Here is a 25,585-nt window from a genome sequence, read left to right on the forward strand (position 1 = left end):
TTTTGAACTGATTTGAAATTAACGAGCTAACATCAGCTCAAGACGAGAACCTACGCGCTCAGCAATATCTGCAAGCTCGCCTACCCATTCAATGATCTTGTATAAGAACATTACGTCGACAGGATTAAGTTCATTTTCGATGGCGCGCAATTGACGGCGAATTTTGATTTGCATGTCATCCGTGTCTTGTTCAATAGCGTCCAATTCAACGAGCATTTTCTCAACTAAAGTAACTTCGCGACCTTTGAAGCCAGTTTCTAGCAGCTCATCTAGCTCGTTGATTGCTTTTGATGCTTGTTTAGTCGCATCAACACAACGCGTTAAATAAACAAGGAAATCTTCTTGTATTTCAGTAGGAATAGTCATCTCACGACCAACTACACGACCTGCAATGTCTTTTGCTTTGTTAGCAATTTTGTCTTGTTGGGTAACAAGCTCAAGCAAATCGGTACGCTCAACGGGCATGAATAAACCACGTGGTAGTTGAAGGCGGATGTTACGTTTCATTTCATCAGCTTCACGCTCTAAATTGCGAATGTTTAGGCGGATTTCTTCCGCTTCTTGCCACTCTGCTTTAAAAACGTGATTAAAGAAAGGTATCAATGCTTTACTTGCTTGATGTGCTTTCTTAATGTGATCTTCCATAGGCTTAATAGGTGATTTAGCAAAAACCCCTAAAAATGCATTTGTAGGCATAACTGACCCTTTATAAATTAGTATGCTTTGGCAGCTGCGAATTTTACAGCATTGTGTTCGATTGTGAACGCTTTTTCTGCCTTACATCACCAATAAAACACAAAGCGGCCCAAGGGCCGCTCGATTTAATAATGAAAAGGAGCGGCTTAATTTACAGCGACTTTTCTATATCTTCTTGAGATGTATGACGAATATCTTTACCGTTTACAAAATAGATGATGTATTCAGCTATATTTTGGCAACGATCGCCAATTCGCTCTAATGAACGAACTGACCACACTAAATCCATAATTTTCGGAATTGAGCGTGGATCTTCCATCATGTATGTCATGATCTGACGTGTAATTGCTTCATATTCACGGTCAACTTTGGCATCTTCTTTGTGTACTTCAAACGCACACTGCACATCCATACGTGCAAATGCATCAAGAACATCGTGAAGCATTTTCGATACTTGGCGACCCATGTTTTCAATGTTCACCAGTAGGTCTTGCTGATCTTTTGTGAATGAGTCCAGCGCTACTTTAGCAATGCGCTCAGCTTCATCACCAATACGCTCTAAATCAGCAATTGTTTTAGCAATTGCAATCACAAGGCGTAGGTCACTTGCTGCTGGCTGACGACGAGCAATGATGCGCGTGCACTCTTCGTCGATGTTCACTTCCATTGCATTCACTTTATAGTCGTTTTCACGTACTTTTTGTGCAAGTTCTGCATCACCATTGCTAACAGCATCTAGTGCACTGTTTAGTTGTTGCTCAACTAACCCTCCCATGTTCAATACATGGTTTCGCACATTTTCAAGCTCTTCATTAAAACGGCCCGAAATGTGTTTATTGATATTATGTTCCATTGTCTACCTCTATAAATTTCGTCTACGAGACCAAGTGACTTTATTGACTAACCGTAACGGCCTGTAATGTAGTCTTCTGTTTTCTTCTTGCTTGGTGTTGTAAATAACGTATTGGTATCTGAATACTCAATCAACTCACCCATGTACATAAACGCAGTTTGGTCAGATACACGAGCGGCTTGTTGCATGTTGTGAGTAACGATTACCACGGTAAACTTGTTCTTTAAGTCGTTAATTAGCTCTTCGATAACTAAAGTAGAAATTGGATCTAGTGCCGATGTAGGCTCATCCAGAAGTAGTACTTCAGGCTCGATAGCAATTGAGCGAGCAATAACAAGACGCTGTTGCTGACCACCAGATAGACCAAATGCGCTATCGTGTAAGCGGTCTTTCACTTCATCCCATAACGCTGCGCCACGTAAAGATTGTTCAACCACTTCGTCTAGTTTACGCTTTTCTTTAATACCTTGTAAGCGTAGGCCATAAACGACATTTTCGTAGATCGATTTTGGAAATGGATTAGGACGTTGGAATACCATCCCGACATTTCTTCGTAGTGCAGCAACATCTACATTCTTATCATAGATATTGTGACCATGTAGTAAGATCTCACCATCTATACGACAGCTATCAACTAGGTCATTCATACGGTTGATACAACGTAAAAGTGTTGATTTACCACAACCTGATGGACCGATAAATGCCGTTACCTGACCCTTCGGGATGTTCATATTTACGCTGCTAAGTGCCTGTTTATCACCGTAGTATAGATCTAAGTTTTTAATTTCTAACGCAGTTTGCTCTGCAGTTAGGTTATCTAAATCTAGCTTTGCCGCGCTTTTCGCTTGGTTTACTTGTGGTGCAACTGTAATCATCTCTGTCTACCTATAAAAATTCTGTATTAATGCTCAAGAGCTCTAAACTTTTCGCGTAAGTGGTTACGAATACCAATCGCGGTGATATTCAGGGCGATAATTACTGATACCAGTAAGAATGCCGTGGCATATACCAGCGGGCGTGCCGCTTCTACGTTAGGGCTTTGGAAACCAACATCATAAATGTGGAAACCTAAGTGCATAAATTTTCTATCTAAATGTATGTATGGGAAGTTACCGTCAAGTGGCAGTGTTGGCGCCATCTTAACAACACCAACAAGCATTAGTGGTGCTACTTCACCGGCTGCACGTGCAACCGCTAAGATTAAACCGGTCATAATCGCTGGGCTTGCCATCGGAATGATGATACGCCATAGCGTTTCTGCTTTTGTTGCGCCAAGTGCAAGTGAACCATGGCGCACTGTACTAGGAATACGTGATAAACCTTCTTCAGTCGAAACAATTACAACGGGTAGCGTTAGAATTGCTAGCGTTAATGCTGACCAAATAACACCTGGCGTACCAAATACAGGGCTTGGCGACGACTCAGGGTAGAACAATTGGTCAATACTGCCGCCTAGCATGTATACAAAGAAACCTAGGCCAAATACACCGTATACAATTGAAGGTACACCGGCAAGGTTGATTACCGCGATACGGATCATCTTAGTAATGGCGTTTTTTGCTGCGTATTCATGTAAGTAAATCGCTGCGACTACACCAAATGGCGTCACAATCACTGCCATTAGTAAGACCATAAACACAGTACCGAAAATCGCAGGGAATACACCCCCTTCAGTGTTGGCTTCACGAGGGTCATCCGAAACAAATTTACCAAGTTGTACAAAGTAATGACCAAGCTTAGCAAAGAAGCCCATGTCATTAGGGAACCACACATCAAGAACTTGATAAAGTGGCAAAGTAACCACTTCACCACGCATGTCTTTAACCGTTACTTGGTCACGCTTAGCTGCTTTGCGAAGTGCGAATAACTGTTTTTCTAATACAGTGTACTCAGCGCGTAGCTCAGCACGCGCTTGTGCAAGCTCTGCAACACGCTCATCTGTTAGTTCGTTATCAAGCTGGTATGCTTTTTCTTTTAAACGTAAACGCTCAAGCTCATAGTTGATATGGCCAATTTCACCATTTTGTAAATCTAAGGCTTGGTCATTCAGGTCAACTGCGCGGTCAACAAGATCATAAAGCTCTTCGATTTTGTTATCTGTGATAACTTCACCGTCTTTAATAACCTGTTCAACATAACCGTAAAAGTTACCGTTTTTGCTACGCTCGAATACAGCAAGCTCAGCTGGCGTAGTACGTGATGTAATATCTGTCTCTAATACCCAACGGAAATCTAGATCTACATACTCTCGGTTACCTGTTTTAATGAGTAAGCGCTCTAGTTGCTCTTTGTCGTAATCAGATAAATCAACGCCCGTCGCCTCAATACGTGATTTTGCAACTAGTTCTCGGTCATAAACTTCACCGATCACTGTTTGCTTTGCTACTGAACCTTGCAGCTCAAGTTGCACTACTTCTGATGGCCAGAAAAAGCTTAAACCTTTCCAAGCAATCATGGCTAGTAAGCCAAGAACCGAGATTAAACTGATGCTTACCGCACCGCCGGTCATCCAAATCCAAGGAGAACCAGACTTAAACCACTGCTTTACCATGTCGTGTTTCTCCACCTACATTGAACTGTATTTTTCGCGCAGTTGCTGACGAACAAACTCAGCCACTGTGTTGAAAACGAATGTGAATATGAATAATACAAATGCTGCTAAGAATAGGATGCGATAATGCGAGCTGCCTACCTCAGATTCTGGCATCTCTACTGCGATATTCGCAGCAAGTGTTCTCATACCCTGGAAAATACTCCAGTCCATAATAGGTGTATTACCTGTTGCCATTAGAACAATCATTGTTTCGCCTACAGCGCGGCCTAGACCCATCATCACTGCTGAGAAAATACCTGGGCTTGCTGTTAGTAGTACTACGCGAACCAATGTTTGCCATTGCGTTGCACCTAGTGCTAATGAACCGTTTGATAAGTGCTTTGGAACACTGAATACCGCATCTTCAGCAATTGAGAAAATAGTTGGGATTACAGCAAAGCCCATAGCAATACCAACAACTAACGAGTTACGTTGGTCGAATGTCATACCTAATTCATTGGTTAAGTACTGACGCACATTACCGTCAAACATCCATAACTCAATTGAGTTACTCATCGCAAACGATAGCCAACCAATAAAGATAACCACTGGAATCAGTAATATTGAGTGAGAACCTTCAGGAACACGGTGACGGATAGACGCCGGTAATTTGTTCCAGCCAAATGCGGTTAATAAGATACCAATTGGCAGCAACACTAATAATCCGACAATCGCTGGTAAATGTTCTTCAATTAATGGTGCTAACCAAAGACCTGCTAAGAAGCCTAGAATTACCGTTGGTAATGCTTCCATGATTTCTACAGTCGGTTTAACTACTTTACGTAGTTCACTCGACATAAAGTACGCCGTGTAAATTGCCGCTGAAAGTGCAATGGGTACCGCAAATAACATCGCGTACATTGCAGCTTTAATCGTACCGAATGAAATTGGCACTAATGAGAACTTAGATTCAAAGTCATCACTTGCCGACGTTGACTGCCAGATATAACCCGGCTCTGGATAACCTTCGTACCATACTTCTTGCCATAGTGCAGACCAAGTGACTTCTGGATGCTCATTATGAATTTCAATTACTTTCAACGCGTCATCTGCAAGAATCAATGCCGCATTAGAACGTGGTGCAATTGCAAAGTTTTGAATTGGACCTTCACTTACTTTACCTTGCCACAGTTTGGCATCGCTAGTTGTGTAATAAATACCTAGCTCACCGTTAGCACCTGTTGTGAAGAAAGTACGTCGGTAGAATTCTGTAAAAATGTTTAGTTTAGATTGCTTGCTGGTTTCAAATGCACGAATCTTTTGGAACTCACGGCCATCTTCAGTGTTTACTTCAAACCACTGAGATACTTCACCATTATCGTTGGCAAGCATCAGTGAGTTTGCACCAGCTAATAGTTGAGTTGAAACTAGGTTCGCGTTTTCTTCGTTCGCAGCAAGCAGTTGGATTTGCTCAACCTCTGAAGGGTAACGCGTATCGTATACGTAAATTTGATTTGCTGAACGCACGAATGTACGTGTTGTATCAGGTGAGATTAATAGCTCATCAACACGACCTTCAATATCAAGCTCAGTTCGTTCAACAACCCACTCAACTTCGCCAGTGAACATGTTTTCTTCACCCACAAAGCTGCTAAACAAAACGCGCCTATCAGCCGTTAAAGCAACAACCGCTGTTTTATCTTCATAGTGGCTAAATGCAAATTTAGTGATTGCCGCACCTTGGTCATCGACCTCAAGCGCCAAATCACCCAGCGGGTAATCTAAACGTGGTGTTAATTGACGTTGGTTGTTAGGGAATGTCACTAAGAATTTTGGTGCAACCACAACAACAGAACCATTTTCAAGGCCATATGCGTATTGACCTTGGAACGGTGCAGAGCTTGCAAAGCTGCTTACATCGCTAGGTAATTCTGTATTAAGAGTGGTGATCTTTTTACCAAACTGCTCTTTTTCAACACTGTAAAAGTCAACATTACCTTTTTCACCAAGTAAAAAGGCAACTTCTGTTTGCTCTTCAATGCCAAGACCAACAACTTCTGACGCATTTTGTAGTTTTACACTGTTACGTGTCTCTACTTTTGCTGACTCAAAAATAGGTTGAACAACATAAAGAAGGTAAAAGAATATGAGTAGTAGTGCTACTAGCACCATTACGCCACCTGCGGAAATACCCCACTTGGCAAACCTGTCTTTAAATAGACGGCTTCTATCCGTATGAAAGGTAGGTTTATTCGGATTGGAAGTCATCAAAACACCCTTAAAACTTAACGTTGCGCGCATTATATTTCACCAAGATGACAGTAATGTTACAAACGTCATAATTCAGTGTAATAAAGCATGTATTTAAGGAACGTATTTTAACGTTAACAAATGACCAAATTGCGACATTGTTCTGCGTATTTATAACGACCAAATTCACAAGCTAACAAATTGTTATAACTAATTTTTTATAACTATATGGAAAAAATTGGACAAACAATAAAACTACATCAATACTCAATAAGACTTATTTTTTCGACAATAAGAATCATTTTTAAACCAACGCCTCCTTCCTTTTTTCGCATTTTTCAGAGGCATTTTTATAGAGATATAAGTATGAAGCAGTTAGTAATTACTATTTTAGGACCAGATAAACCCGGCCTGGTTGAAGACCTCTCAGCTACGATTTTAAACCACCATGGTAATTGGTTAAGCAGTAACTTGAGCCATCTTGCAGGCCACTTTGCAGGAATTATTGAAGCCGCAGTCCCCGAAGAACATCTGCAAGAGCTGCAAGATGCACTACATAGCCTGCCGTATTTAGAAATTAGAATTGAACGCGGTGCCGAAATACTACCTGAAGAAAAGTCTGAACAGATTAATTTTGTTATCACAGGAAATGACAGACCAGGCATTGTGCAAGAGTTAGCCAGCGTTATTCGCCATAAAGGTGCGAATATCACTCATCTAAATTCAAAACAACAAAGTGCACCTAACTGGGGGGTACCTATTTTTAGTGCTGTTGCCACCGTTGCTTTACCAATAGGCATGAACAAAGACGAAGTAATCACTGCACTTGAGTCTATTACCACAGACCTAATTGTTGATATTGAGGACGCATAACAAACAAGTCTATAGGGACATCCGAGCTTAAACTAAGCTTTAAAATTAATGACATACATGTCACAAAACCGACATGTTGAATACTCAAACTACCTCTAGATACAGAATTCAGCGTTTCTCTGGGGTTTAATATCAAGGCGTTACTTTGCAGGAATGGCATTCCCTTTTAAAAAGTAACAACGCAGAGAGTAAGCCCCAGAGAATCGCCCTATGGGTTGGTTTAAAAGCGATTTATTCTGCGTTATTGAATTTAACAAGGGAGCAACCATTCTTTGCATTCAATGCCTTGCCTAAATCGCTTTTAATTCCAACTGAAACGGTATCTAGAGGCAGCTTGAGTATTTTAATACAACCGTCATCTGCATCCTCTATATTCTAACTAGCTATAAACGTTGGAAAACCAGATGAACGCATCACATTCTTCTTCTCAAACTGTAAACTACTTTGCTAAAGAGCTTAGTTGGCTGTCTTTTAATGAACGCGTGCTGCAAGAAGCCAAAGATAAATCGAACCCGATTATTGAGCGCATGCGCTTTTTAGGTATTTACTCAAACAACATGGATGAGTTTTTCAGAGTACGTGTAGCCGATGTAAAGCGTCGAATTTTACTTAATAAAATTCCTGATGCGAACTTTGAAGAAGACGAAATACTACTTCATCAGATCCAAAGTAAAGTGCTACTGCTTGGTAAAAAGTTTAATCAAATTCATAAAGATATTTTGAATGATTTAAACGAGCACAATATTCACGTAGAGCTACCAGAGAAACTATCTGAATTTCATTTAACCTGGCTGAAAAAGTTTTTCCACGACAATGTGCTACAACATATACTGCCAATTTTACTCACTGAAAAGAAAGACTATTCAGATCAAATAAACGACACCATGACCTATTTGTTTGTCGAAATGACCAATCAAAAAAGTCATTATGCCATGATGGAGGTGCCAACTGACCGCGTATCTCGCTTTGTTATTTTGCCACCAGAGAAAACACGCCGCCATAAAACTATTGTGATGCTTGATGACATTATCGCCTACTTTATTCGCGATGTGTTTAGCAGCTTCTTTAGCTTTGATGATATTCAATGTTATGCCATTAAACTAACTCGTGATGCCGAGTACAATTTAGATGACGAGCTTGAAGAAGGCTTGCTCGATAAAATGTCGAAAGGACTAAAGCAACGTATTTATGCTGAACCTGTGCGTCTTGTTTATGACGAAAGTATGCCAGCTGAAATGCTTAAAGTGATGAAAAAACGCCTTAATATTAGTCAACATGATGCGCTGATCCCCGGTGGTCGTTACCGTAACTTCCGCGATTTTATTGCGTTTCCGAATGTTGGCCGCCAGTACTTAGAAAACAAACCACTACCAGCGTTACAAAGCACGGCCTTTAATAATCACTCGAGTGTGTTTGATGCCATCTCAGAGCAAGATATTTTGCTGTATTACCCATATCACACTTTTAACCATTTACTTGAGTTTGTACGCCAAGCAGCCTTTGATCCGGATGTGACACAAATTAAGGTCAATATTTATCGCGTTGCTAGTCAGTCTCGTCTAGTTTCTACGCTCATTAATGCCGCCAAAAATGGCAAACATGTAACTGTCATGGTCGAGCTTAAAGCGCGCTTTGATGAACAAAATAATATCGAATGGGCAAAAACACTCAGTAATGCTGGTGTTAAAGTGATCTTTGGTATCCCAGCACTTAAAGTACACAGCAAGTTATGTGTCATTCACCGTAAAGAAAAAAACAACATAGTGAAGTACGCACACATTGGCACAGGTAACTTTCACGAAAAAACAGCCAAAATATACACTGACTTTAGCTTATTCACTAAGCATGAAAGTATTAGCGAAGAATGCGATAGCGTTTTTAAATTCATTGAAAGTAGTTATAAGCCATTTCAGTTTGATCATTTGATGATCTCGCCAGTCAATGCAAGGCAAACTATCATCTCACTGATAGATGCAGAAATTAGCAATGTAGAGCACGGTAAGGCTGGGCGAATTACTTTAAAAATAAACAACCTTGTCGATAAAGAGCTGGTTGATCACCTTTATTTTGCCGCAAGACGTGGCGTAAAAATTCGTATTATAGTGCGTGGTATGTGTTCGTTAGTACCCTCTGTCGCAAATGATAACATTCGTATCATTAGTATTGTTGACCGCTTTTTAGAGCATCCGCGGGTTATGGTGTTTCATAATAATGGTGATGAAAAAGTATATATTTCATCAGCTGACTGGATGACCCGTAACCTAGATCATCGTGTTGAAGTGGCCACTCCGATTTATGATAAAAAATTAAAACAGCTTATCATTGATATTCTTGAACTACAGTTTAAAGATAGAACAAAAGCACGCATAATCGATAGTGAGCAAAAAAATAGCTATGTGCGCCGTGGTAATCGTAAGAAAATTCGCTCACAAATTGCCATTTATGACCACCTTAAAAAATGGGAAAGTAACTATAATAATGAATGATTATCCCTCAATAGCTGCCGTTGATTTAGGCTCAAACAGTTTTCATTTAGTGGTGGCAAGAGAGGTCGATGGCTCTTTGCAGATCTTACACAAAGAAAAGCAGCGCGTTTACTTAGCTGACGGTTTGGATGATAAAAATCACTTAAGCCAAGAAGCTATTGAACGTGCTCTAGCCATCCTTAAACAATTTGCGACCACCTTACAGGACTTTCCCATCGAGAATGTCAAAGTTGCCGCGACGTACACATTACGCCGCGCTAAAAATATTCATTCGTTCTTAACCCAAGCAAGTAGGGTATTTAACTACCCGATTGAAGTGATCTCAGGGCAAGAAGAGGCGCGCTTAATTTATCAAGGTGTCGCCCATTACATTCATCATGATGAAAATCGCTTAGTTATTGATATTGGTGGTGGCAGTACTGAGCTCATAATTGGCAAACATTTTAAACACAAGCTACTAGCTAGTCGAAACATGGGATGTGTCAGCTATACCAAGCAGTTTTTCGCTGATGGGCAAATTACAGCTAAGCGCTTTGATAAAGCAGAGGTTCGCGCAGAACAAGAACTCGAAGTGATCTTTGCCAACTACTTATCGGCTGGCTGGCAATCTGTAGTAGGGACATCTGGCACAATTAAATCAATCCTTGCCATGATTAACGCCAATGATGCCGAGCAACAGTTAATCACGCTTGAGAGATTACTAGAATTAAAAACCCAGTTTATTGCTGCTAAACAAATTCAGGCGCTACAAATTGAAGGTCTCACAGCTGAGCGACAAGTCAGTATTTGTGGTGGTTTAGCGATATTGATTGCAGTATTTAAGCTATTTAAAATAGAAGCAATGCAATACAGCGACTTTTCTCTTCGTGAAGGTTTACTTCATGAAATGCAGCAAAAGCTCGCCCATAAAGATATTCGCACTAATACCATAGAGAACCTGTCTGAACGTAACGCCATAGATAAAGAGCATGCTAACCGCGTATCTAAAACTGCAAAATGGCTGTTTGAACAAGTAAAAGGTGCATGGCAATTTACTGATCCGGACTATATCAACTTACTGGATTGGGCCGCGCAGCTGCATGAAATTGGCTTAGGGGTAAATTCATCAGGAATACATAAGCATAGTGCGTACATCGTTGCGAATAGCCAATTACCAGGGTTTACGCAGCAACAGCAAACCTTGCTCAGTTGCATGATCCGCTTTTATCGGAAAAAGATCCGTTTAGAAGAGTTTCCGGCACTGCATACAATGCAGCATTATGAAATATTACAACTTATTGTGATTTTGCGCTTAGCGGTACTGTTGAATCAAAAGCGTATTACCGATCAAGGTTTTAAGCTTGAGATAACAGCCAAGCAAAATAGTATGTTCCTAAAGTTTCACAATAAGTGGCTCAAAGAACATACCTTGCTTTTAGCTGACTTACAGCAAGAGCAAAAATACCTTAAGAAGGTCGGCTTCTTACTCGATTTTCATTAAGCTGATTAATATATACCCAAACCACCTCAAGATGTAAGTTTCAGTTGGAATTAAAAGCGATTTAGGCAAGGCATTGATTGCAAGAAATAGTGGTTCTATTGTTAAGATCAATAACGCAGTATAAATCGCTTTTAAACCAACCCGTTGGGCGCTTCACAGGTACTTACTCTCATCGTTGTTACTTCTTAAAAGGGACTGCCATTCTTGCAAAGTAACGCCTTGATATTAAGCACCTGTGAAACGCTGAATTCTGCATCTTGAGGTGGTTTGGGTATACTACATATCCATATGGCGGTTTGAGCTTTGCATCATTTGCTTAAGGCCTTGATGCTCAAGCTCTAGCAATCGCTCAAGCTTTTCTTTGCTTTGCTCTGTATCAGCGCGCGATACCAAGTACTCGTATAAGTCGATTACTTTTTGGTGTTGCGTGGTTAAGTAAACCTGAATCGCCTTTTCATCAATTTGCTGATCTGTGCTGATATCGTTGAAGGTAATTAGCTCAGGGTTTTCAGCAAAATACTCATAGCAATACGTATCTAGCGTGTTTATCTCAGTAATTGCTTTAAAGCCAACGAGATCTTCTGCTAGTTTCTTCTCATATTGCAGATAATAATCCACCAGCATTTGATTATGCTCGTCCAGTAAATCTTTAACGCTGTGGAAATTGGCTGCCATTTGAGTATGAAATAACACGGTCCAATCATAAACTTGTTGTATTGTTTTAACTTGCATGTGTATTCCTTATCAAAATCAATTTAATATGACTTTGCATAAATCACACCATTAGAAAAAACATTAATTATCAGCGCCTTAAAAATAAAAAGTGTAACTTGAAGCAAGTAAAAGCGTACAAGTTACACACTGACTGTAAAATTTATAGGTGGCGTTTACGCCATATAAAATAAAGTGCAGGTAACACGAGTAGCGTTAAAACAATGGCACTGAGCATCCCGCCAACCATCGGCGCTGCAATTCGGCTCATCACCTCGCTTCCCGTTCCAGTACCATACAGCACAGGTAATAAACCTATGATAATAGTGGCAACTGTCATCATCACAGGCCTAACCCGAAGGCCTGCACCATTGATAATTGCTTGGCGCAGCTCTGTAACCGTAAACTGTGCTGATTGCGCTTTGGCATCTTGATACGCTTGATTGAGATAAACCAGCATGATCACGCCGATTTCTACGGCAACCCCTGCTAGGGCAATAAAGCCAACCCCAACAGCGACCGAGAAATTAAAGCCTTCAAGGTACATCAACCAAATACCGCCTATCATCGCAAGTGGTAAGGTCAGCATGATCATTGCCACCTCAATAAAACTTCTAAAATTGAGATATAACAGCACCACAATAATTGCCAAAGTTAGTGGCAATACGTAACTGAGTTTGGCTTTTGCGCGCTCCATATATTCATATTGCCCCGCCCATGTAATTGAGTAACCAGCAGGTAGCTCGAGTTGCTCATGCAGTGCTTGTTGCGCATACTCAACATAACTGCCGATATCACTGCCTTCAATATCAATTAAGCTCCAGCCATTGATACGTGCATTTTCACTTTTAATACCCGGCGGACCATCTTCAATAAAAACATGAGCAACGTCAGCCAATGCAATACGTTGTCCATTTGGCGTCACAATGGGTAACAACTTAAGCTCTTCTGGCGAGTCACGATAATCTTGCGGGTAACGCAAGTTAACAGGGTAACGCTCTTGCCCTTCAACCGTTTCGGTCACATTCATACCACCGATAGCGGTGGCAACGACCTGTTGCACATCAGCAATGTTCAAACCGTACCGTGCTGCTTTTTCACGGTTGATATCGACTTTGATGTAGCGACCACCGGCAACGCGCTCTGAGTAAACCGAAGCTGTGCCCGGTAAATCTTTTAAGATGACTTCAATTTGCTCACCGATTTTTTGAATTTCACTCAGCTTTGGCCCTGCAACTTTGATCCCCACAGGCGTTTTAATACCAGTGGCAAGCATGTCGATTCGCGTTTTGATTGGCATAACCCACGCATTGGTGAGCCCTGGGAACTTAACCAGATTATCGAGCTCTTTTTTAAGTTTCTCGGTTGTCATACCCTCGCGCCACTGTGACTTTGGCTTTAACTGAATAAAGGTTTCGATCATGGTTAGCGGCGCTGGATCTGTCGCAGTATCTGCACGACCAACTTTACCAAATACCGACTCAACCTCTGGCACACTGGCAATTAATTTGTCGGTCTGTTGTAAAATTTCACGGGCCTTACCAATTGAAATACCAGGATAAGTAGTTGGCATATACATCAAGTCCCCCTCATCAAGAGGAGGAATAAACTCACTACCAATTTTATTAACCGGGTAAAAGCCGATAACTGCCAAAACTAAAGCCAGTACCAGTGTTGTTTTCGGCGCTTTTAACACCGCATTTAACAAGGGTTTATACGCTGCCACCAATAAGCGGTTTACAGGGTTTTTCTGCTCCGAAATAACCTTACCGCGAATAAAGTAGCCCATTAATACCGGCACCAGTGTAATCGCTAGACCAGCCGAGGCCGCCATTGCATAGGTTTTTGTGTAAGCCAGCGGCGAGAACATACGCCCTTCTTGTGCTTCTAAAATAAACACTGGCATAAAACTGACTGTGATAATTAATAAACTAAAGAATAACGCGGGCCCCACTTCTGCGGCTGAGTCCATCACTACTTGCCAGCGGTTTTCGTCGGTCAGTGGAGTTTTCTCCATATGTTTATGCATATTTTCTATCATCACGATAGCGCCATCTGTCATTGCACCAATCGCAATCGCTATCCCGCCAAGCGACATGATGTTGGCATTTATACCTTGCCAATACATAACCACAAAAGCCGTTAAAATCCCCATTGGCAGCGTGATAATGGCAACTATCGATGAACGTATATGGAATAAAAACACCACACACACTAAGGCCACGACAATTAATTCTTCAATTAGTTTTGAACTTAAGTTATCAAGTGCCTGTGTAATAAGGTTTGAACGGTCGTACACAGGGATGATTTCAACGCCCTCTGGCAGGCCTTTTTTGAGCGACTCTAGCTTTTCCTTTACTAATTTGATGGTCGCTTCAGCGTTTTCTCCAAAGCGCATCACCACCACACCACCTGTCACTTCGCCCTCGCCGTTAAGTTCGGCAATCCCACGGCGCATTTGCGGCCCAAGTTTAATATCGGCCACATCGCGTAATTGCAGTGGTGTACCATTGGCATTGGTACCAAGTGGGATGGCTTCTAAATCGGCAACACCTTTAATATAACCTGTGCTTGATACCATGTATTCGGCTTCAGCCATTTCGACCACTGAGGCACCGCGCTCTTGGTTACCTTGTTTAATCGCTGTTTGAATTAAACTCAGTGGAATACCATATGCTCGTAATTTGTCGGGGTCGACATTAACCTGATACTGCTTAACCATACCACCAACAGAAGCCACTTCTGATACACCTGGCACAGTTTGCAGTTCAAACTTTAAAAACCAATCTTGCAGACTTCGTAGCTGGCTAATATCGTGTTTGCCAGTTTTATCCACCAGCGCATAAAGGTAAATCCAACCCACACCTGTTGCGTCTGGGCCAAGTTCTGGCCTAGCTGAATCGGGTAAGCGAGCACTTACTTGACTCAAATACTCTTGTACTCGACTACGAGCCCAATAAAGGTCGGTATCTTCGTTAAAAATAACGTACACGTAAGAGTCACCAAAGAACGAAAAACCCCTGACCGTTTCAGCCCCCGGCACCGACAACATTGCCGTAGTGATCGGAAACGTCACTTGGTCTTGCACTACCTGCGGCGCTTGTCCTGGGTAAGAGGTTTTTACAATAACCTGTATATCAGATAAGTCAGGTAAGGCATCAACTGGGGTATTCTTTAAAGAAAAAACCCCAAAACCTGCCAACATTAAAGACAGCAGTAATACAAAGAAGCGATTCCCGACTGACCAACGGATCACGGCTGCTATCATTGCATTTCTCCTTGCATAGGATGGCTCATGGTCATGATGTCAAAAATCATAAACTCACCGTCCACTAACTTAAAAGTAAAATGCACTTCATCATCGCTTTGCAAACTAGACATATCAATGCGCGGCGAAAAGTGAAATTCCATGGTTGCGGCCTCTCGGCCCCACTTGGGGATGGCTTCACGACTGATTACAGCAGTTCTGGCTTCACGGTCAATGCTGTTGATCACGCCATTCACCATTGCGCTGTCACTATCTGGTTCTTGCATACGCATAAAGTCAGAGCTTTTGCTTGATTCTGAGTCGATTAAGAACTGCGCTGAAATAACCACCTTATCGTCTTTCAGTAAGCCTGATAAAATCTCGACGTCATGATTATCACTGCGGCCTAACGTCACAGCGACTGACTTAAAGCGGCCTTCGCCTAAATCAATCACGACACGGTCTTGGCTACCAGTGCGGATCACCGCTTCTTTTGCGATGACTAATTGCGGCTCAGTCGGCTTAGTAATAATACTCACTTCAGCAAACATATTCGGTTTTAGTAGGCCATCTTGGTTAGCAAAGCGAAGGCGTACACGAAGAGTACGGTTTTTCTCATCAAGGGTTGGATAGATGTAATCGACCTTCCCTTGCCAACGTTTACCCGGTAAATAATCTAAGCTCATGGTAACTGGCAAGCCTTTATGAATAAGGCCAGCTTGACGCTCAAAAACTTCTGCCTCAACCCACACTTCTTCTAGGTGAGCGATACTCATCATGGTGGTGCCCGGCTTCACATAAAAACCCTCGCGGATATTTAGCTCATCCAATACGCCACTTTGCTTGGCATAAAAGGTTATGTTTTGCCTAACCTTTTGGCTTTGCTCTAATCGCGCAATAAAATCGCCAGAAACATTTAATGAGGCTAAGCGCGCTTTAGCCGCACGAATAAGTACTGCATTGTTACGTTTGAGGGCAAGCAGTAGCTCTTCCTGTGCATTCACTAACTGTGGAGAATACAAGGTATAAAGAGGCTCGCCTTGCTTAACTTGGTCACCCGCAGCCTTTACATATAAAGTTTCGATCCAGCCTTCGACACGAGGATGAATATGCACTAATTGGTCTTGGTCATATTGCACATAGCCAACCGTATCAACTGTGCTTTGTAATGATTTAAAACGCACTGGCGCTGTTCTTACCCCTAAGTTATTCACTACGGCTGGTGAGATTCTCACAGTACCTGGGCTGTCTTCAGCGCTGCTTTGTTCCTCATAAACAGGCACCAATTCCATACCCATCGGCGATAAACCTGGCTCATCACGACGGTAGTTGCTATCCATAGGTGCCACCCAATATAGCGGTTTTTTTTCAGCGCTAGGCATAGTTGCATGATCTGGCTCAGCAAGTTTGTTTACAGCCGTTGCCAATGCAGCACCTACCGCCAAAGCGACAACTAATTTGACTGTGTTATTCATAGGTAACTCCTTGGCTTTGTGCCGCATTTATTTGGCTATCCTTTGCCGCCGCGTAATAGTTAAGGCGAGCGAGGGTTATTTGTTTATCTACTTCGATATTTAACGCATCAATTTTCGCATTAAGTTCGCTGATGCGTGCACGCATCACTTCTGAAAAGTCACCAGCATCGTTAGTGTAAGCATTTAATGTCGCCTCAGCTTGCTCTGCCATTTGCGGTAATAGCTTTTGCTGATACAGCGCTTTGCGCTGGGCTAGCCGGCTTAACTGGCTTAACTCTTTAAAATACTGACCTTGTAGTTTTTGTAGGGTAATAAGTTTGTTAGTTTTTACCGCCTCTGCACTAGCTATCGCAGCATTAACTTGTTGGTCCTGACGGTTATCTGTAAAGAGAGGTAAATCAACACTAACCCCTATTGAGAGTAAGTCAGCGCGCGAGTCCCCCATAGGCGTGTCTTCACGATAGCCATAGCCTAGGTTCATTCCAAATTGAGGCTTATACGCTTCTTCTGCCACTTGCACTTGTGTATTCTTAGCACGCAAAGCATGCTCAATAGCAATAATTGCGGGATGAGCCATCAACACTTCTATCACCCCTGATGGAGCAAGCTCTTGATAAGGCATTAATGCGGCCACCTTTATATTTTCATCGCTTACAGCACCGTTTAACATGTCAATCGGTAGCCATTGAGCTAGTCGCTTTTTGGCACTATCAAACTGCTGCTCTAACATCACTAGCTTATCTTCAAGACGAGTGAGCTCTAGTTGAGCGCGAATAATATCCTGCTGGCGAGTCGCACCAAGTGTATTTGCGTAACTTGCCTCAGTAATATCAATTAATTGATTGAATAAAGCTTTATCTTGGTTGATTAATTGAATGCTTTTTTGCGCGCGATAGGCATTTAGCCAGGCTTCGCTAACAATGGCTTTAACCTGGGCTTGACGATCTGCTCTAAGCCAAGGATATTGCTCAGCTGATTGCCTTAATGCCTGCTGCTGCAAGGCAAGGCTATCACCTCGACTAAACTGCTGCGACAAGCCCACTTTAAATTGCGTCATACCTTCTTGATCAAAGGCAAAGCCATCGGTTGGTAAATTCATTAGTCCGACAGTTAATACTGGGTCTGGTAAAGTGCCTGCAGCAATACTTTGCGCTTCTATCGCCTGCTGCTGGTATTTATTCGCCTGCAACCAAGGCTCGTGAGTCAGTGCATAATCAATCACCTGATTGAGTGCCAACGGCTCTGCTTTCACTAAACTTGAGGTTATCAATACTACGCCTAGAAAAAGCGCCTTAATCAATTTGCTGTGAGTCATCACATGCTCCAAAAATCTTAAAAATGGTTAAAAAACAATAGATTTCGGGTGCAGAATGAGGTGTATTTCAGCGTTTTACTGAATTTTAGACAGACCTATCCTGCTTAAGCAGTAATAGGTGGACGATATAAAGAACTTGCGTGGAAACTAAGCTGGCTGGCGCCTAACACTGTGACTTTTTCGGATTGCTTAATTGATTTAACAACTAAATCATTTAACGGAAGGAGTGAGTGAGCTGTACAGGCATTAAACGGACACGCGCAATCGCTGTTATCCATTGCATCTTCATGGCAACAATCCATATCACTCATGTCGCTCATGTCGCTGTCAGCATTCATATTAGCATGATGATCCATTTGCATGCTGCCATGTGGCATATCACATACCATAGCAACAGACGCAACTGACTGACCCACAAAAGTGAGCAGCATCATAGCTATCAATAAGTAGCTTGAAAGTCGCGTCATCATCATACCTTAAAAATTAATTGCCCAAATTGTAGCCCGAAATTTACGCGCTCGACAAGGGTTTATCTATTTTAATACTATTGCTGGCAGCAATAGCAAACAGGCAGTAACCAGTAAAATACCAAAATCCATCCCCCAGTTCGGCATGCATTTTTATAAGTTCGCCCATTTGCCCATCGGCGTTGCCAGCTAAATAAGACACGATCAATGCAATCACAAACACATCGACCATGCTCCATTTACTTAGTCCTTGTATGAGTTGACCGAGTAAATGTTTAATTTTATTCATAGGTAAGAAACAATAAAACAATTGCATCAGCAATTTTAAAGTGGGGATCACTATGGAGAACACGGCAACAAGCGCGGCGACAAGGTAGTTTTTGTTATTAGCAAGCTCATTCACGGTACCCCAAATGCTGCGTGTTTTTTTATAGGCATCAATTTCACCTTCAAGCCTATCAAGCCCCAACATGCTTGATGCCATCATTAGTACACTACGGGTATTCCGGTCGCCTTCATCGGCAATCATTTCAATACCTGTTTTAGCAAGCTTAGATTTATCGATTTTTCCTTCAAGGGTAAGTACCGGCTGGGTTACTCCTGGTATAAGTAACGCCAAAGCAACTAAGATGGTCACTACCTGTAAAGCTAAACGCATTATTTACAAACCTTTTTGATACACAGAGCCCGCATCATAGCGAACTCTGCACTTTTAGTCTGTAACCGAAGATAAGCTTACGAAAACGTCATCTGCATATGCACGAGCATCGTACATGGCTTGAAAAACTACATCCATTTTTGAGGCAGGACGAATCATCATTAGCAACTCATGAGCCGTTTCCCATTGCTCTTCCTCTACCGCTTTCGTGAGTTGTAAGCTTGCACCTTGCATCCCATTAAAGTTTAAAAGAGCGCTAGAGAGCTCACTACCAAGCGAAAACTCTTTTGCTATGGTATCAAGTTCCATATCTAAAATAGCATCAAGCACAGAAAGTAGCCCAACCAAATACCCTTGCTCAGCAAGCTCTTTCCCACCTGGCTCAAGCATCAAAGAGATAAATTTTGCCCTTGTTAAACCAAGTTTTGTCAGCTCCTGCGGTTTATCATTACCTAATTCGCTAAGTGCTAATACACGCACAAATTGCCTAATCGCATCTTCACCAAGATAAATAACCGCTTGCGAGATCGAACGAATAGTTTGTTGGGTGCTGCTAGCTCGCGCATTAACTAACTTTAAAATGCGTGCGGTAAGCCCTAAATCTTTAGCAACACGTTGTTGAATAGCATCAAAATTTAAATCAGTTTGTGCAGTGCAATTGAGTAATTCAAGTACGGCAACTTTTGATGGTTCAACATTTCCAAAACTTAAAAGTTCTGGTTTGGCAAAAAAGTACCCTTGGAACAGATCACAACCAGCGGTTTTTAACTGCTCAAAGTCTTCATAATTTTCAATACGTTCAACTATGATAGTGGTATCAGGGAAGCTGCGTTTTAGTTTTTTGATCATCATGTTGGTTTTGATAATCGGCTGCGTTACTTCAAGCTTAATAAAATCCATCAAAGGTAAGATATCTTGCCATTTATCAGTGCCATCGTAATCATCTAAAGCGAACAAGTAGCCTTCTTGCTTTAACTGCTTAACGCGGTTCACTACTTTAGGAATACTCGTCGCTCGTTCAACGATTTCGATAACCGCACTGCGTGGTTGCAACAGCTTTGGAAAGTCATCCAAAATAGCGTCGGTTGATAGGTTGATAAACGCGGGTTGAAACCCCGTTAGCTTTTCGAGCCCCATCAGCATCAACGCATTAAAAAACAGCCGCCCTGTCGCTTGACCATCACTCGTGCCTACCGGAAAAACATTGTCGCTCGATTCTCTGTACAGTAATTCGTATGCATACAAACTTCTATCAGCATTAAATATTGGCTGCCGTGCTATATACTGAGTCACACTCTGACTTTTGTTACCTTCAATACTTAATTCTGACATTCTACTTCTCACTTGGATGTGGCTATCTCCACATTACTATTGTTATAAGTATAGTGAAAGATGTTTACCTTGCTAAAAAACAAAAACCCAACCAAACTAGGTACATGAAAACGTATTCAATCAGACCATTGAACTTTTTTAACTCGACTTTATTAATTTTACTTTTGCTCTCACCAGTAGTTTTTGCTGAGCAGCAACGGGTATTAAAATACAATGTTACTGGCTCGGGTAACTATTATCCTTATTACATCAACGACAACAACACCCCTGGGATCCTACCCGAAATGATTAAGCAAGTTATGCAGCTTGCTGATATTCAAGTGCAGCATATCGAACTTCCTGCAAAAAGGACTGTAAAATACCTACACCAAGGAGACATCGACTTTGATGTTCTTAGCCCTGAATGGCTAAGCCAAGCAGAAAAACAAAACCCACAATTTATTTATTCAGATACCCTGTTTGTCATTGAGGAGTACCTGGTCAGTTTAAAAAACTCTGTGACTCAATGGCAGCAACTTAACAATATTAATAATCAGCCAGTGGGTACTGTCTTAGGCTATTACTACTACGATGACAATCGCTTTAAGCGCGTTGATTTTCATTCTGAAAAACAACTAATAAAAGCATTAAAAATGCAGCGTATCGAAGTTGTCATAATAGACAAACTTCCGGCACAATACTGGGCTGAGCAATTTAATGTTGATATTGACTTTGGCGCTTTACATTCGCTGGGAAACTTAAAAATTCGCCTGCGTAGTGAACATCAGCTATTGCTACCAAAAATAAATGCAGCTATTAAAGAGCTTAAAAACTCTGGCAGCTTAGATGCCATAATCAATAAATACACAAAAAGCATATCCCTACAATAATTAGGGATATTCCGCTTTGGACCTGCTTTTGCTATAATGCGCGCTGTTTTTCTTACCTTGTTAACTAAAAAGAGTCTCCTATGAGCATTGAACAAGCACTAATCGAACGCAGTAATAACCAATGTGAACTTTGCACCGCTACAGATAACCTATCTGTTTACGAGGTGCCACCTGTTACAGAGGCTCATTCTGATAAATGCATTTATGTTTGCCAAACTTGTAAAGATCAAATTGAGAATAATGCCGATCTAACTGCAAACCACTGGCATTGTTTAAATGATAGTATGTGGAGTCAAACACCTGCAGTACAAGTAGTGGCTTATCGCATGTTAAAACGTTTAGCGGCTGATAACGGCTGGGCACAAGATGCTCTAGACATGATTTATTTAGAAGAAGACACGCTAAAGTGGGCACAAACAGCACTTGCGGAAGACGATGATATTAAACACATCGACAGTAATGGCGTTGTACTTCAAGCAGGTGACACTGTAACACTAATTAAAGATCTTGATGTTAAAGGCAGTAGCCTTGTTGCTAAACGTGGCACAGCAGTAAGAAACATCGGTTTAACAAGCAACCCTGAGCACATCGAAGGTCGTGTTGACGGGCAGCGTATTGTTATCCTCACCAAATACGTGAAAAAGTAACGATTACTCTAATACGCTTTATTTTCATAAAGCGACTCGTTATGACGAAAATGGGCCTAGTGCCCATTTTTTGTTAATTAAGCTATGATTAAGTCAGCGAACTTTATGCTAACTTTAAAACAAAGACGCATACCCCTAAAAACGCAAGGAAACAATCATGGCTTCGGATACCATCTCATCTTTCAAACGCGCTTCTCTATGCAGTTTAATGATCTTAGGGAGCAGCTTAGTATTAACAGGTTGTGGTGAAGACTCAGGTGCACCACAGGCTGAACAATCAACAATGAAAACCCTAAATACTCAAGTTACTTATTTAGACCGTAGCATGCTACCCCCTGGTTCGGTATTAAAAGTACAGTTGGCTGATGTTTCAAAAATGGATGCCAAAGCTGACGTACTCAGCGAACAAGAAATTGAATTAAACGGCGCCCCACCATACAGCGTGGAACTCGAATATGATGAAAGCAAAATTGCTGACCGTCACCGTTATAGTGTAAGTGCGCGCATAGAGAATCAAGGTAAATTACTTTACATTAGCACCACTCACAATAACCCATTTGCTGAAGATGTATCGGGCGATGTTTACAAGGTAACAGTGACAAAAGTATCGGCTAAAAAACCCGATGTTACTTTAACAAATACCTACTGGAAAGCAGTTACAATTAGCGGTGAAACAATCACTGTTGAAAATAAAGAACCCTTCGTGCAGTTTAAAGACGATGGTTCAACCAATGGTTACTTAGGCTGTAATAACTTCTCAGGTAATTACGAAGTTAATGAGCAAATGCTGACCTTCAAACCATTAGCTATCACCGAAAGAATGTGTGTAGCACAAATGGATATCGAAGCAGCCATGTCAGCAACACTAGCAGCCACTGCTAAATACTCTATCAATGGTGAGCAATTAACCTTGCTAGATGATAGTGACGAGCCACTAGCGACCTTTGCAGCTACTTACATGAATTAATAGCGGTAAAATTAAAAACGCCCAGCAATTGCTGGGCGTTTTGTATTGAAAAAGAATTATTCTTCAACTAATTGCTCGCTACGATAAAAACCACTGCTGTCGCTTAATAATGAAACAAGTTCTGGTAATACCGCATCCATTGTTTGCTTTAATTTCCATGGTGGGTTAATCACTATCATACCCGACGCTGTCATTCCATGAACGTCAGTATCGGCCTGTGTTGCGAGCTCGAAAAGCTGAATGTTACGCATACCCGATGCAATTAAACCCGCTTCCATTCTATCGATTCGTTCACGGTCAACAACCGGATACCAAATCATATATGTTCCCGTTGCAAAGCGCTTATATGCTTTAACAAGGGTGTTAACAACCGTGTCGTAATCATTTTTAATTTCGTATGGAGGGTCAATAAGCACGCAAGCTCGACGTGATGCTGGAGGTAACAAACCAACTAAGCCTTGAAAGCCGTTTTCGCCACGAACACGAATAGAACGTTTACCTTTCATATTGTCTTGCAGTAATTGTAGATCTCGTGGGTGTAACTCAAAAAACCAACCGTTATCTTGGCGACGCAAAAAGTGCTCGGCAATTTTTGGTGAACCTGGGTAAAAATCTAAATTACCGTTTTGGTTAAATGATTTAATTAGCTCAATATATTCATTAAGTGCATCATGCTCACTATTATGCTGCCAAAGCTTAGCAATACCCTCTAAATATTCTTGTGTTTTTTGTGCGTCACTGCCTGCAAGTTCAAAAAAACCAGCACCTGAGTGCGTGTCTACATAATCAAGTGGCTTATCTTTGATTGTTTGGTATTTAAGTACTTCAGCTAGAACAAGATGTTTTAGCACATCAGCAGGGTTACCCGCATGAAAAGAGTGTCGATAACTAAGCATATTTATAATTCGCCAGATGCAAACTGCGTTAAAAATGAATAGTCTTATTGTACATGATAAACAACAAATGATCCTAAGTTCAGGCTATTCCATGAACCATAAATGAATAAAAAAGCCATTACGCTGAATTAAGCCTTAATAATAAATAAAAATACGCTAAAACAGCCGTAAATGCTGGCATATCAAGACACTTTCCTTTACATTTGCATGACAATAACCACAGTTTTATGAGCGCATTTATGAATAACGAAACTCTTTCCCAACTCGAACAACTGATCGACAAATTAATCCTTCGCAATAGCGAACTTGAAAGCGAAGTTAAAAGCCTACAAGAGCAAACAGCTAAGCTTTTAGATGAGAACGAAACTCTGCAACTTGAAGTGCTAGAAAACGAAGAGAAGCAAAAAGATGCAAGCAGTACACTAACAGGCCTGCTTGAGAAATTACAAAGCGTACAACAGGCTAGCTAATGAGCAGCCCACAAAGTCAGCGGGTCAGCGTAGAGCTACTAGGTAAAGAACATGAGTTCTCTTGCCCACCTGGGCAAGAGCACGCCCTAGTTGCTGCTGCACAAAATTTGAATGACTTAGTGGAGCAAATGAAACAACGCTCATCGGTTCGAAATGACCAAAAAGCCCTGCTGATGGCCGCATTACATTTAAGTCATGAATTACTCGAAGTTAAATCGCAACAAGCAGAACAAGAGCAACAACATGACAAACTAATAGATAAGCTCAGCCAACATCTTAGTATTTAGAAAAAAGCGCATCCAGCGCTTTTTTTGTTTACAATCAACTGCACTGACTATTATTCGAGCGGAACACCATGCGATTTTGTGCTTTTTTGATCTGTCTTTTTGTAAGCTATAGCGCCCAATCAAGCGTTAGCTGGCATAGCATCACTCCCGAAATTCAATTTCTTCAACAACAAAATAAACTGCGCTTTTACGATTCGAATCAAGTGCTAATTGAAGGTAAAGAGTGCGCCTTAATGTTTGATGCCAGCGGTAACTTTGCCGAAGTAGAAATGCTCGCAGAGCAGCTAAAAGAACACCTAAAAACACCATTATGTTATTTAGTGGCCAGTCATTATCATGATGATCATCTACTAGGATTAGCGGTTTTACAGGCTGAATTCCCTAAAGCCAAACTGATAGTTCATCAGCAAGTAGAAACTGAGTTTGCCGCCATGCAGCAAGCATTAACTGATAAATTAGATGGCTATGAAAAAAGCATAGAGCTGAGCTATCAACGCCTTGCCAATCAACCAGAAGATCAACAAGTGATTTGGCGTGACAAACTAGAACTTGCTAAAAAGCGTTTATTTCGCTGGCGGGAGTTAACCTTAAACCCGCCGGCTATTAGCATTACTGAATCAACACAGCTAGACCTTGGTGATTATCCCGTAGTTATTACACCTTACCAAGCGCACACTAAAGGCGATCTTACTTTAAGTGCAGATCAAGGCCGCGTTCTGTTAGGCGCAGATATAGTCGACAGCTTACCCTACCCCGGGCATGGTACCTTTACTAGCTGGATCACAGTACTGCAAGATATTCAAAAAAATACCACGCTCGTAACTATTTTACCTGGTCATGGCAAGCCACTATCGCCACAAGATCTTGCGCTCCCTTTAAGGTTTTTAAAAACGATTAAAGAGATGACAAAATCAGCGCCAGATAAATCAGTTAGTGAATTAATTCCGCTTTTTCCTGCCGAGATAAAACAGCAATATCAGCTTGATGAAATAGGTGAAAGGGCTTTCTCTATGTTTCTAGAGGCTGGACTAAAACAGAGCAAGTTGTCAAAATAGAGCTAAAATAGTAAAAGG

22 protein-coding genes are annotated in these 25,585 nt (G+C 41.4%); 9 read left to right on the plus strand and 13 right to left on the minus strand.

Going from position 1 to position 25,585, the window contains the following annotated elements:
* Positions 1–18 precede the first annotated feature (18 nt).
* The 5 genes from HCZ11_RS10635 to HCZ11_RS10655 all read right to left on the minus strand — a co-directional run bounded on the left by HCZ11_RS10635 (position 19) and on the right by HCZ11_RS10655 (position 6,350).
* Entirely contained in the window at positions 19–696 is a 678-nt protein-coding gene (locus HCZ11_RS10635; protein WP_130050422.1) for a TIGR00153 family protein, read from the minus strand.
* Between the two features lie 151 nt (positions 697–847).
* Positions 848–1,549, minus strand: a complete 702-nt coding sequence (gene phoU / locus HCZ11_RS10640) for a phosphate signaling complex protein PhoU (protein ID WP_130050421.1) — start codon at positions 1,547–1,549, stop codon at positions 848–850.
* A gap of 47 nt (positions 1,550–1,596) precedes the next feature.
* Positions 1,597–2,424 carry a phosphate ABC transporter ATP-binding protein PstB gene (pstB, locus tag HCZ11_RS10645; protein WP_130050420.1) on the minus strand — a complete coding sequence of 276 codons (828 nt, stop codon included), beginning with the start codon at positions 2,422–2,424 and terminating at the stop codon, positions 1,597–1,599.
* Positions 2,425–2,450: 26 nt separating this feature from the next.
* Positions 2,451–4,100 (minus strand): phosphate ABC transporter permease PstA, encoded by a 1,650-nt coding sequence (gene pstA / locus HCZ11_RS10650; RefSeq protein ID WP_130050419.1) that lies wholly within the window; start codon positions 4,098–4,100, stop codon positions 2,451–2,453.
* A gap of 15 nt (positions 4,101–4,115) precedes the next feature.
* The gene (locus HCZ11_RS10655; protein WP_130050418.1) at positions 4,116–6,350 is read right to left on the minus strand and encodes an ABC transporter permease subunit; all 2,235 of its coding nucleotides are present in this window, start codon (positions 6,348–6,350) and stop codon (positions 4,116–4,118) included.
* Between the two features lie 348 nt (positions 6,351–6,698).
* Between HCZ11_RS10655 and HCZ11_RS10660 the strand changes: the two genes are divergently transcribed.
* From HCZ11_RS10660 to ppx, 3 genes are all read left to right on the plus strand, one after another.
* A complete protein-coding gene (locus tag HCZ11_RS10660; RefSeq protein WP_130050417.1) occupies positions 6,699–7,205 on the plus strand; it encodes a glycine cleavage system protein R in 507 nt (168 codons plus the stop codon).
* Between the two features lie 404 nt (positions 7,206–7,609).
* Positions 7,610–9,691, plus strand: a complete 2,082-nt coding sequence (ppk1, locus tag HCZ11_RS10665) for a polyphosphate kinase 1 (protein ID WP_167658396.1) — start codon at positions 7,610–7,612, stop codon at positions 9,689–9,691.
* On the plus strand, positions 9,684–11,171 hold the full coding sequence (gene ppx, locus HCZ11_RS10670; protein ID WP_167658397.1) for an exopolyphosphatase: 1,488 nt from the start codon (positions 9,684–9,686) through the stop codon (positions 11,169–11,171). Before ppk1 ends, ppx begins: the two co-directional genes overlap by 8 nt.
* A 276-nt stretch (positions 11,172–11,447) precedes the next feature.
* Here the strand turns inward: ppx and HCZ11_RS10675 are convergent, their stop codons facing one another.
* The 7 genes from HCZ11_RS10675 to HCZ11_RS10705 all read right to left on the minus strand — a co-directional run bounded on the left by HCZ11_RS10675 (position 11,448) and on the right by HCZ11_RS10705 (position 20,376).
* The gene (locus HCZ11_RS10675; RefSeq protein WP_054563522.1) at positions 11,448–11,903 is read right to left on the minus strand and encodes a hypothetical protein; all 456 of its coding nucleotides are present in this window, start codon (positions 11,901–11,903) and stop codon (positions 11,448–11,450) included.
* A gap of 142 nt (positions 11,904–12,045) precedes the next feature.
* Positions 12,046–15,150: an efflux RND transporter permease subunit gene (locus tag HCZ11_RS10680; RefSeq protein ID WP_167658398.1), complete on the minus strand. Its 3,105-nt coding sequence runs from the start codon at positions 15,148–15,150 to the stop codon at positions 12,046–12,048.
* Entirely contained in the window at positions 15,147–16,604 is a 1,458-nt protein-coding gene (locus HCZ11_RS10685; protein WP_167658399.1) for an efflux RND transporter periplasmic adaptor subunit, read from the minus strand. The genes HCZ11_RS10680 and HCZ11_RS10685 overlap by 4 nt, the downstream gene beginning before the upstream one ends.
* A complete protein-coding gene (locus HCZ11_RS10690; protein WP_167658400.1) occupies positions 16,597–17,919 on the minus strand; it encodes a TolC family protein in 1,323 nt (440 codons plus the stop codon). The genes HCZ11_RS10685 and HCZ11_RS10690 overlap by 8 nt, the downstream gene beginning before the upstream one ends.
* A 104-nt stretch (positions 17,920–18,023) precedes the next feature.
* Positions 18,024–18,386: a hypothetical protein gene (locus HCZ11_RS10695; protein ID WP_130050410.1), complete on the minus strand. Its 363-nt coding sequence runs from the start codon at positions 18,384–18,386 to the stop codon at positions 18,024–18,026.
* Positions 18,387–18,429: 43 nt separating this feature from the next.
* Positions 18,430–19,044, minus strand: coding sequence for a paraquat-inducible protein A (locus HCZ11_RS10700; RefSeq protein WP_130050409.1), 615 nt, complete (start codon positions 19,042–19,044; stop codon positions 18,430–18,432).
* A 54-nt stretch (positions 19,045–19,098) separates the two neighbouring features.
* Positions 19,099–20,376 carry an EAL and HDOD domain-containing protein gene (locus tag HCZ11_RS10705; protein WP_130050408.1) on the minus strand — a complete coding sequence of 426 codons (1,278 nt, stop codon included), beginning with the start codon at positions 20,374–20,376 and terminating at the stop codon, positions 19,099–19,101.
* Positions 20,377–20,480: 104 nt separating this feature from the next.
* Between HCZ11_RS10705 and HCZ11_RS10710 the strand changes: the two genes are divergently transcribed.
* From HCZ11_RS10710 to HCZ11_RS10720, 3 genes are all read left to right on the plus strand, one after another.
* Positions 20,481–21,245 carry an ABC transporter substrate-binding protein gene (locus HCZ11_RS10710; RefSeq protein WP_167658401.1) on the plus strand — a complete coding sequence of 255 codons (765 nt, stop codon included), beginning with the start codon at positions 20,481–20,483 and terminating at the stop codon, positions 21,243–21,245.
* 80 nt (positions 21,246–21,325) lie between these two features.
* Positions 21,326–21,892 carry an alkylphosphonate utilization protein gene (locus tag HCZ11_RS10715; RefSeq protein WP_130050406.1) on the plus strand — a complete coding sequence of 189 codons (567 nt, stop codon included), beginning with the start codon at positions 21,326–21,328 and terminating at the stop codon, positions 21,890–21,892.
* 157 nt (positions 21,893–22,049) lie between these two features.
* The gene (locus tag HCZ11_RS10720; protein ID WP_167658402.1) at positions 22,050–22,859 is read left to right on the plus strand and encodes an META domain-containing protein; all 810 of its coding nucleotides are present in this window, start codon (positions 22,050–22,052) and stop codon (positions 22,857–22,859) included.
* A gap of 56 nt (positions 22,860–22,915) precedes the next feature.
* Here HCZ11_RS10720 and HCZ11_RS10725 read toward each other — a convergent pair whose 3' ends face one another.
* Complete coding sequence (locus tag HCZ11_RS10725) at positions 22,916–23,755, minus strand: 23S rRNA (adenine(2030)-N(6))-methyltransferase RlmJ (RefSeq protein ID WP_130050404.1); 840 nt, start codon at positions 23,753–23,755, stop codon at positions 22,916–22,918.
* A gap of 239 nt (positions 23,756–23,994) precedes the next feature.
* On the opposite strand from HCZ11_RS10725, the gene HCZ11_RS10730 reads away from it, so the two are divergent.
* The 3 genes from HCZ11_RS10730 (at position 23,995) to HCZ11_RS10740 (ending at position 25,567) form a co-directional block, all read left to right on the plus strand.
* A complete protein-coding gene (locus HCZ11_RS10730) occupies positions 23,995–24,225 on the plus strand; it encodes a DUF904 domain-containing protein (RefSeq protein WP_130050403.1) in 231 nt (76 codons plus the stop codon).
* On the plus strand, positions 24,225–24,512 hold the full coding sequence (locus tag HCZ11_RS10735; RefSeq protein WP_130050402.1) for a cell division protein ZapA: 288 nt from the start codon (positions 24,225–24,227) through the stop codon (positions 24,510–24,512). The genes HCZ11_RS10730 and HCZ11_RS10735 overlap by 1 nt, the downstream gene beginning before the upstream one ends.
* Positions 24,513–24,580: 68 nt before the next feature.
* The gene (locus tag HCZ11_RS10740; protein WP_167658403.1) at positions 24,581–25,567 is read left to right on the plus strand and encodes an MBL fold metallo-hydrolase; all 987 of its coding nucleotides are present in this window, start codon (positions 24,581–24,583) and stop codon (positions 25,565–25,567) included.
* Positions 25,568–25,585 lie beyond the last annotated feature (18 nt).

Origin of the sequence: Pseudoalteromonas sp. HF66, assembly GCF_011806445.1 — a bacterium.
In the GTDB taxonomy this organism is placed as follows: Bacteria; Pseudomonadota; Gammaproteobacteria; order Enterobacterales; family Alteromonadaceae; genus Pseudoalteromonas; species Pseudoalteromonas apostichopi.

Bases quoted from the DNA above. Each gene is read 5' to 3' on its own strand.
- HCZ11_RS10655 (WP_130050418.1), bottom strand. From the start codon at position 6,350: ATGACTTCCAATCCGAATAAACCTACCTTTCATACGGATAGAAGCCGT.
- ppx (WP_167658397.1), top strand. From the start codon at position 9,684: ATGAATGATTATCCCTCAATAGCTGCCGTTGATTTAGGCTCAAACAGT.
- HCZ11_RS10685 (WP_167658399.1), bottom strand. From the start codon at position 16,604: ATGAATAACACAGTCAAATTAGTTGTCGCTTTGGCGGTAGGTGCTGCA.
- ppk1 (WP_167658396.1), top strand. From the start codon at position 7,610: ATGAACGCATCACATTCTTCTTCTCAAACTGTAAACTACTTTGCTAAA.
- HCZ11_RS10720 (WP_167658402.1), top strand. From the start codon at position 22,050: ATGGCTTCGGATACCATCTCATCTTTCAAACGCGCTTCTCTATGCAGT.
- HCZ11_RS10735 (WP_130050402.1), top strand. From the start codon at position 24,225: ATGAGCAGCCCACAAAGTCAGCGGGTCAGCGTAGAGCTACTAGGTAAA.
- HCZ11_RS10635 (WP_130050422.1), bottom strand. From the start codon at position 696: ATGCCTACAAATGCATTTTTAGGGGTTTTTGCTAAATCACCTATTAAG.
- HCZ11_RS10680 (WP_167658398.1), bottom strand. From the start codon at position 15,150: ATGATAGCAGCCGTGATCCGTTGGTCAGTCGGGAATCGCTTCTTTGTA.
- HCZ11_RS10660 (WP_130050417.1), top strand. From the start codon at position 6,699: ATGAAGCAGTTAGTAATTACTATTTTAGGACCAGATAAACCCGGCCTG.
- HCZ11_RS10710 (WP_167658401.1), top strand. From the start codon at position 20,481: ATGAAAACGTATTCAATCAGACCATTGAACTTTTTTAACTCGACTTTA.
- HCZ11_RS10700 (WP_130050409.1), bottom strand. From the start codon at position 19,044: ATGCGTTTAGCTTTACAGGTAGTGACCATCTTAGTTGCTTTGGCGTTA.
- HCZ11_RS10705 (WP_130050408.1), bottom strand. From the start codon at position 20,376: ATGTCAGAATTAAGTATTGAAGGTAACAAAAGTCAGAGTGTGACTCAG.
- phoU (WP_130050421.1), bottom strand. From the start codon at position 1,549: ATGGAACATAATATCAATAAACACATTTCGGGCCGTTTTAATGAAGAG.
- HCZ11_RS10730 (WP_130050403.1), top strand. From the start codon at position 23,995: ATGAATAACGAAACTCTTTCCCAACTCGAACAACTGATCGACAAATTA.
- HCZ11_RS10675 (WP_054563522.1), bottom strand. From the start codon at position 11,903: ATGCAAGTTAAAACAATACAACAAGTTTATGATTGGACCGTGTTATTT.
- HCZ11_RS10690 (WP_167658400.1), bottom strand. From the start codon at position 17,919: ATGACTCACAGCAAATTGATTAAGGCGCTTTTTCTAGGCGTAGTATTG.
- HCZ11_RS10725 (WP_130050404.1), bottom strand. From the start codon at position 23,755: ATGCTTAGTTATCGACACTCTTTTCATGCGGGTAACCCTGCTGATGTG.
- HCZ11_RS10715 (WP_130050406.1), top strand. From the start codon at position 21,326: ATGAGCATTGAACAAGCACTAATCGAACGCAGTAATAACCAATGTGAA.
- HCZ11_RS10695 (WP_130050410.1), bottom strand. From the start codon at position 18,386: ATGACGCGACTTTCAAGCTACTTATTGATAGCTATGATGCTGCTCACT.
- pstB (WP_130050420.1), bottom strand. From the start codon at position 2,424: ATGATTACAGTTGCACCACAAGTAAACCAAGCGAAAAGCGCGGCAAAG.
- pstA (WP_130050419.1), bottom strand. From the start codon at position 4,100: ATGGTAAAGCAGTGGTTTAAGTCTGGTTCTCCTTGGATTTGGATGACC.
- HCZ11_RS10740 (WP_167658403.1), top strand. From the start codon at position 24,581: ATGCGATTTTGTGCTTTTTTGATCTGTCTTTTTGTAAGCTATAGCGCC.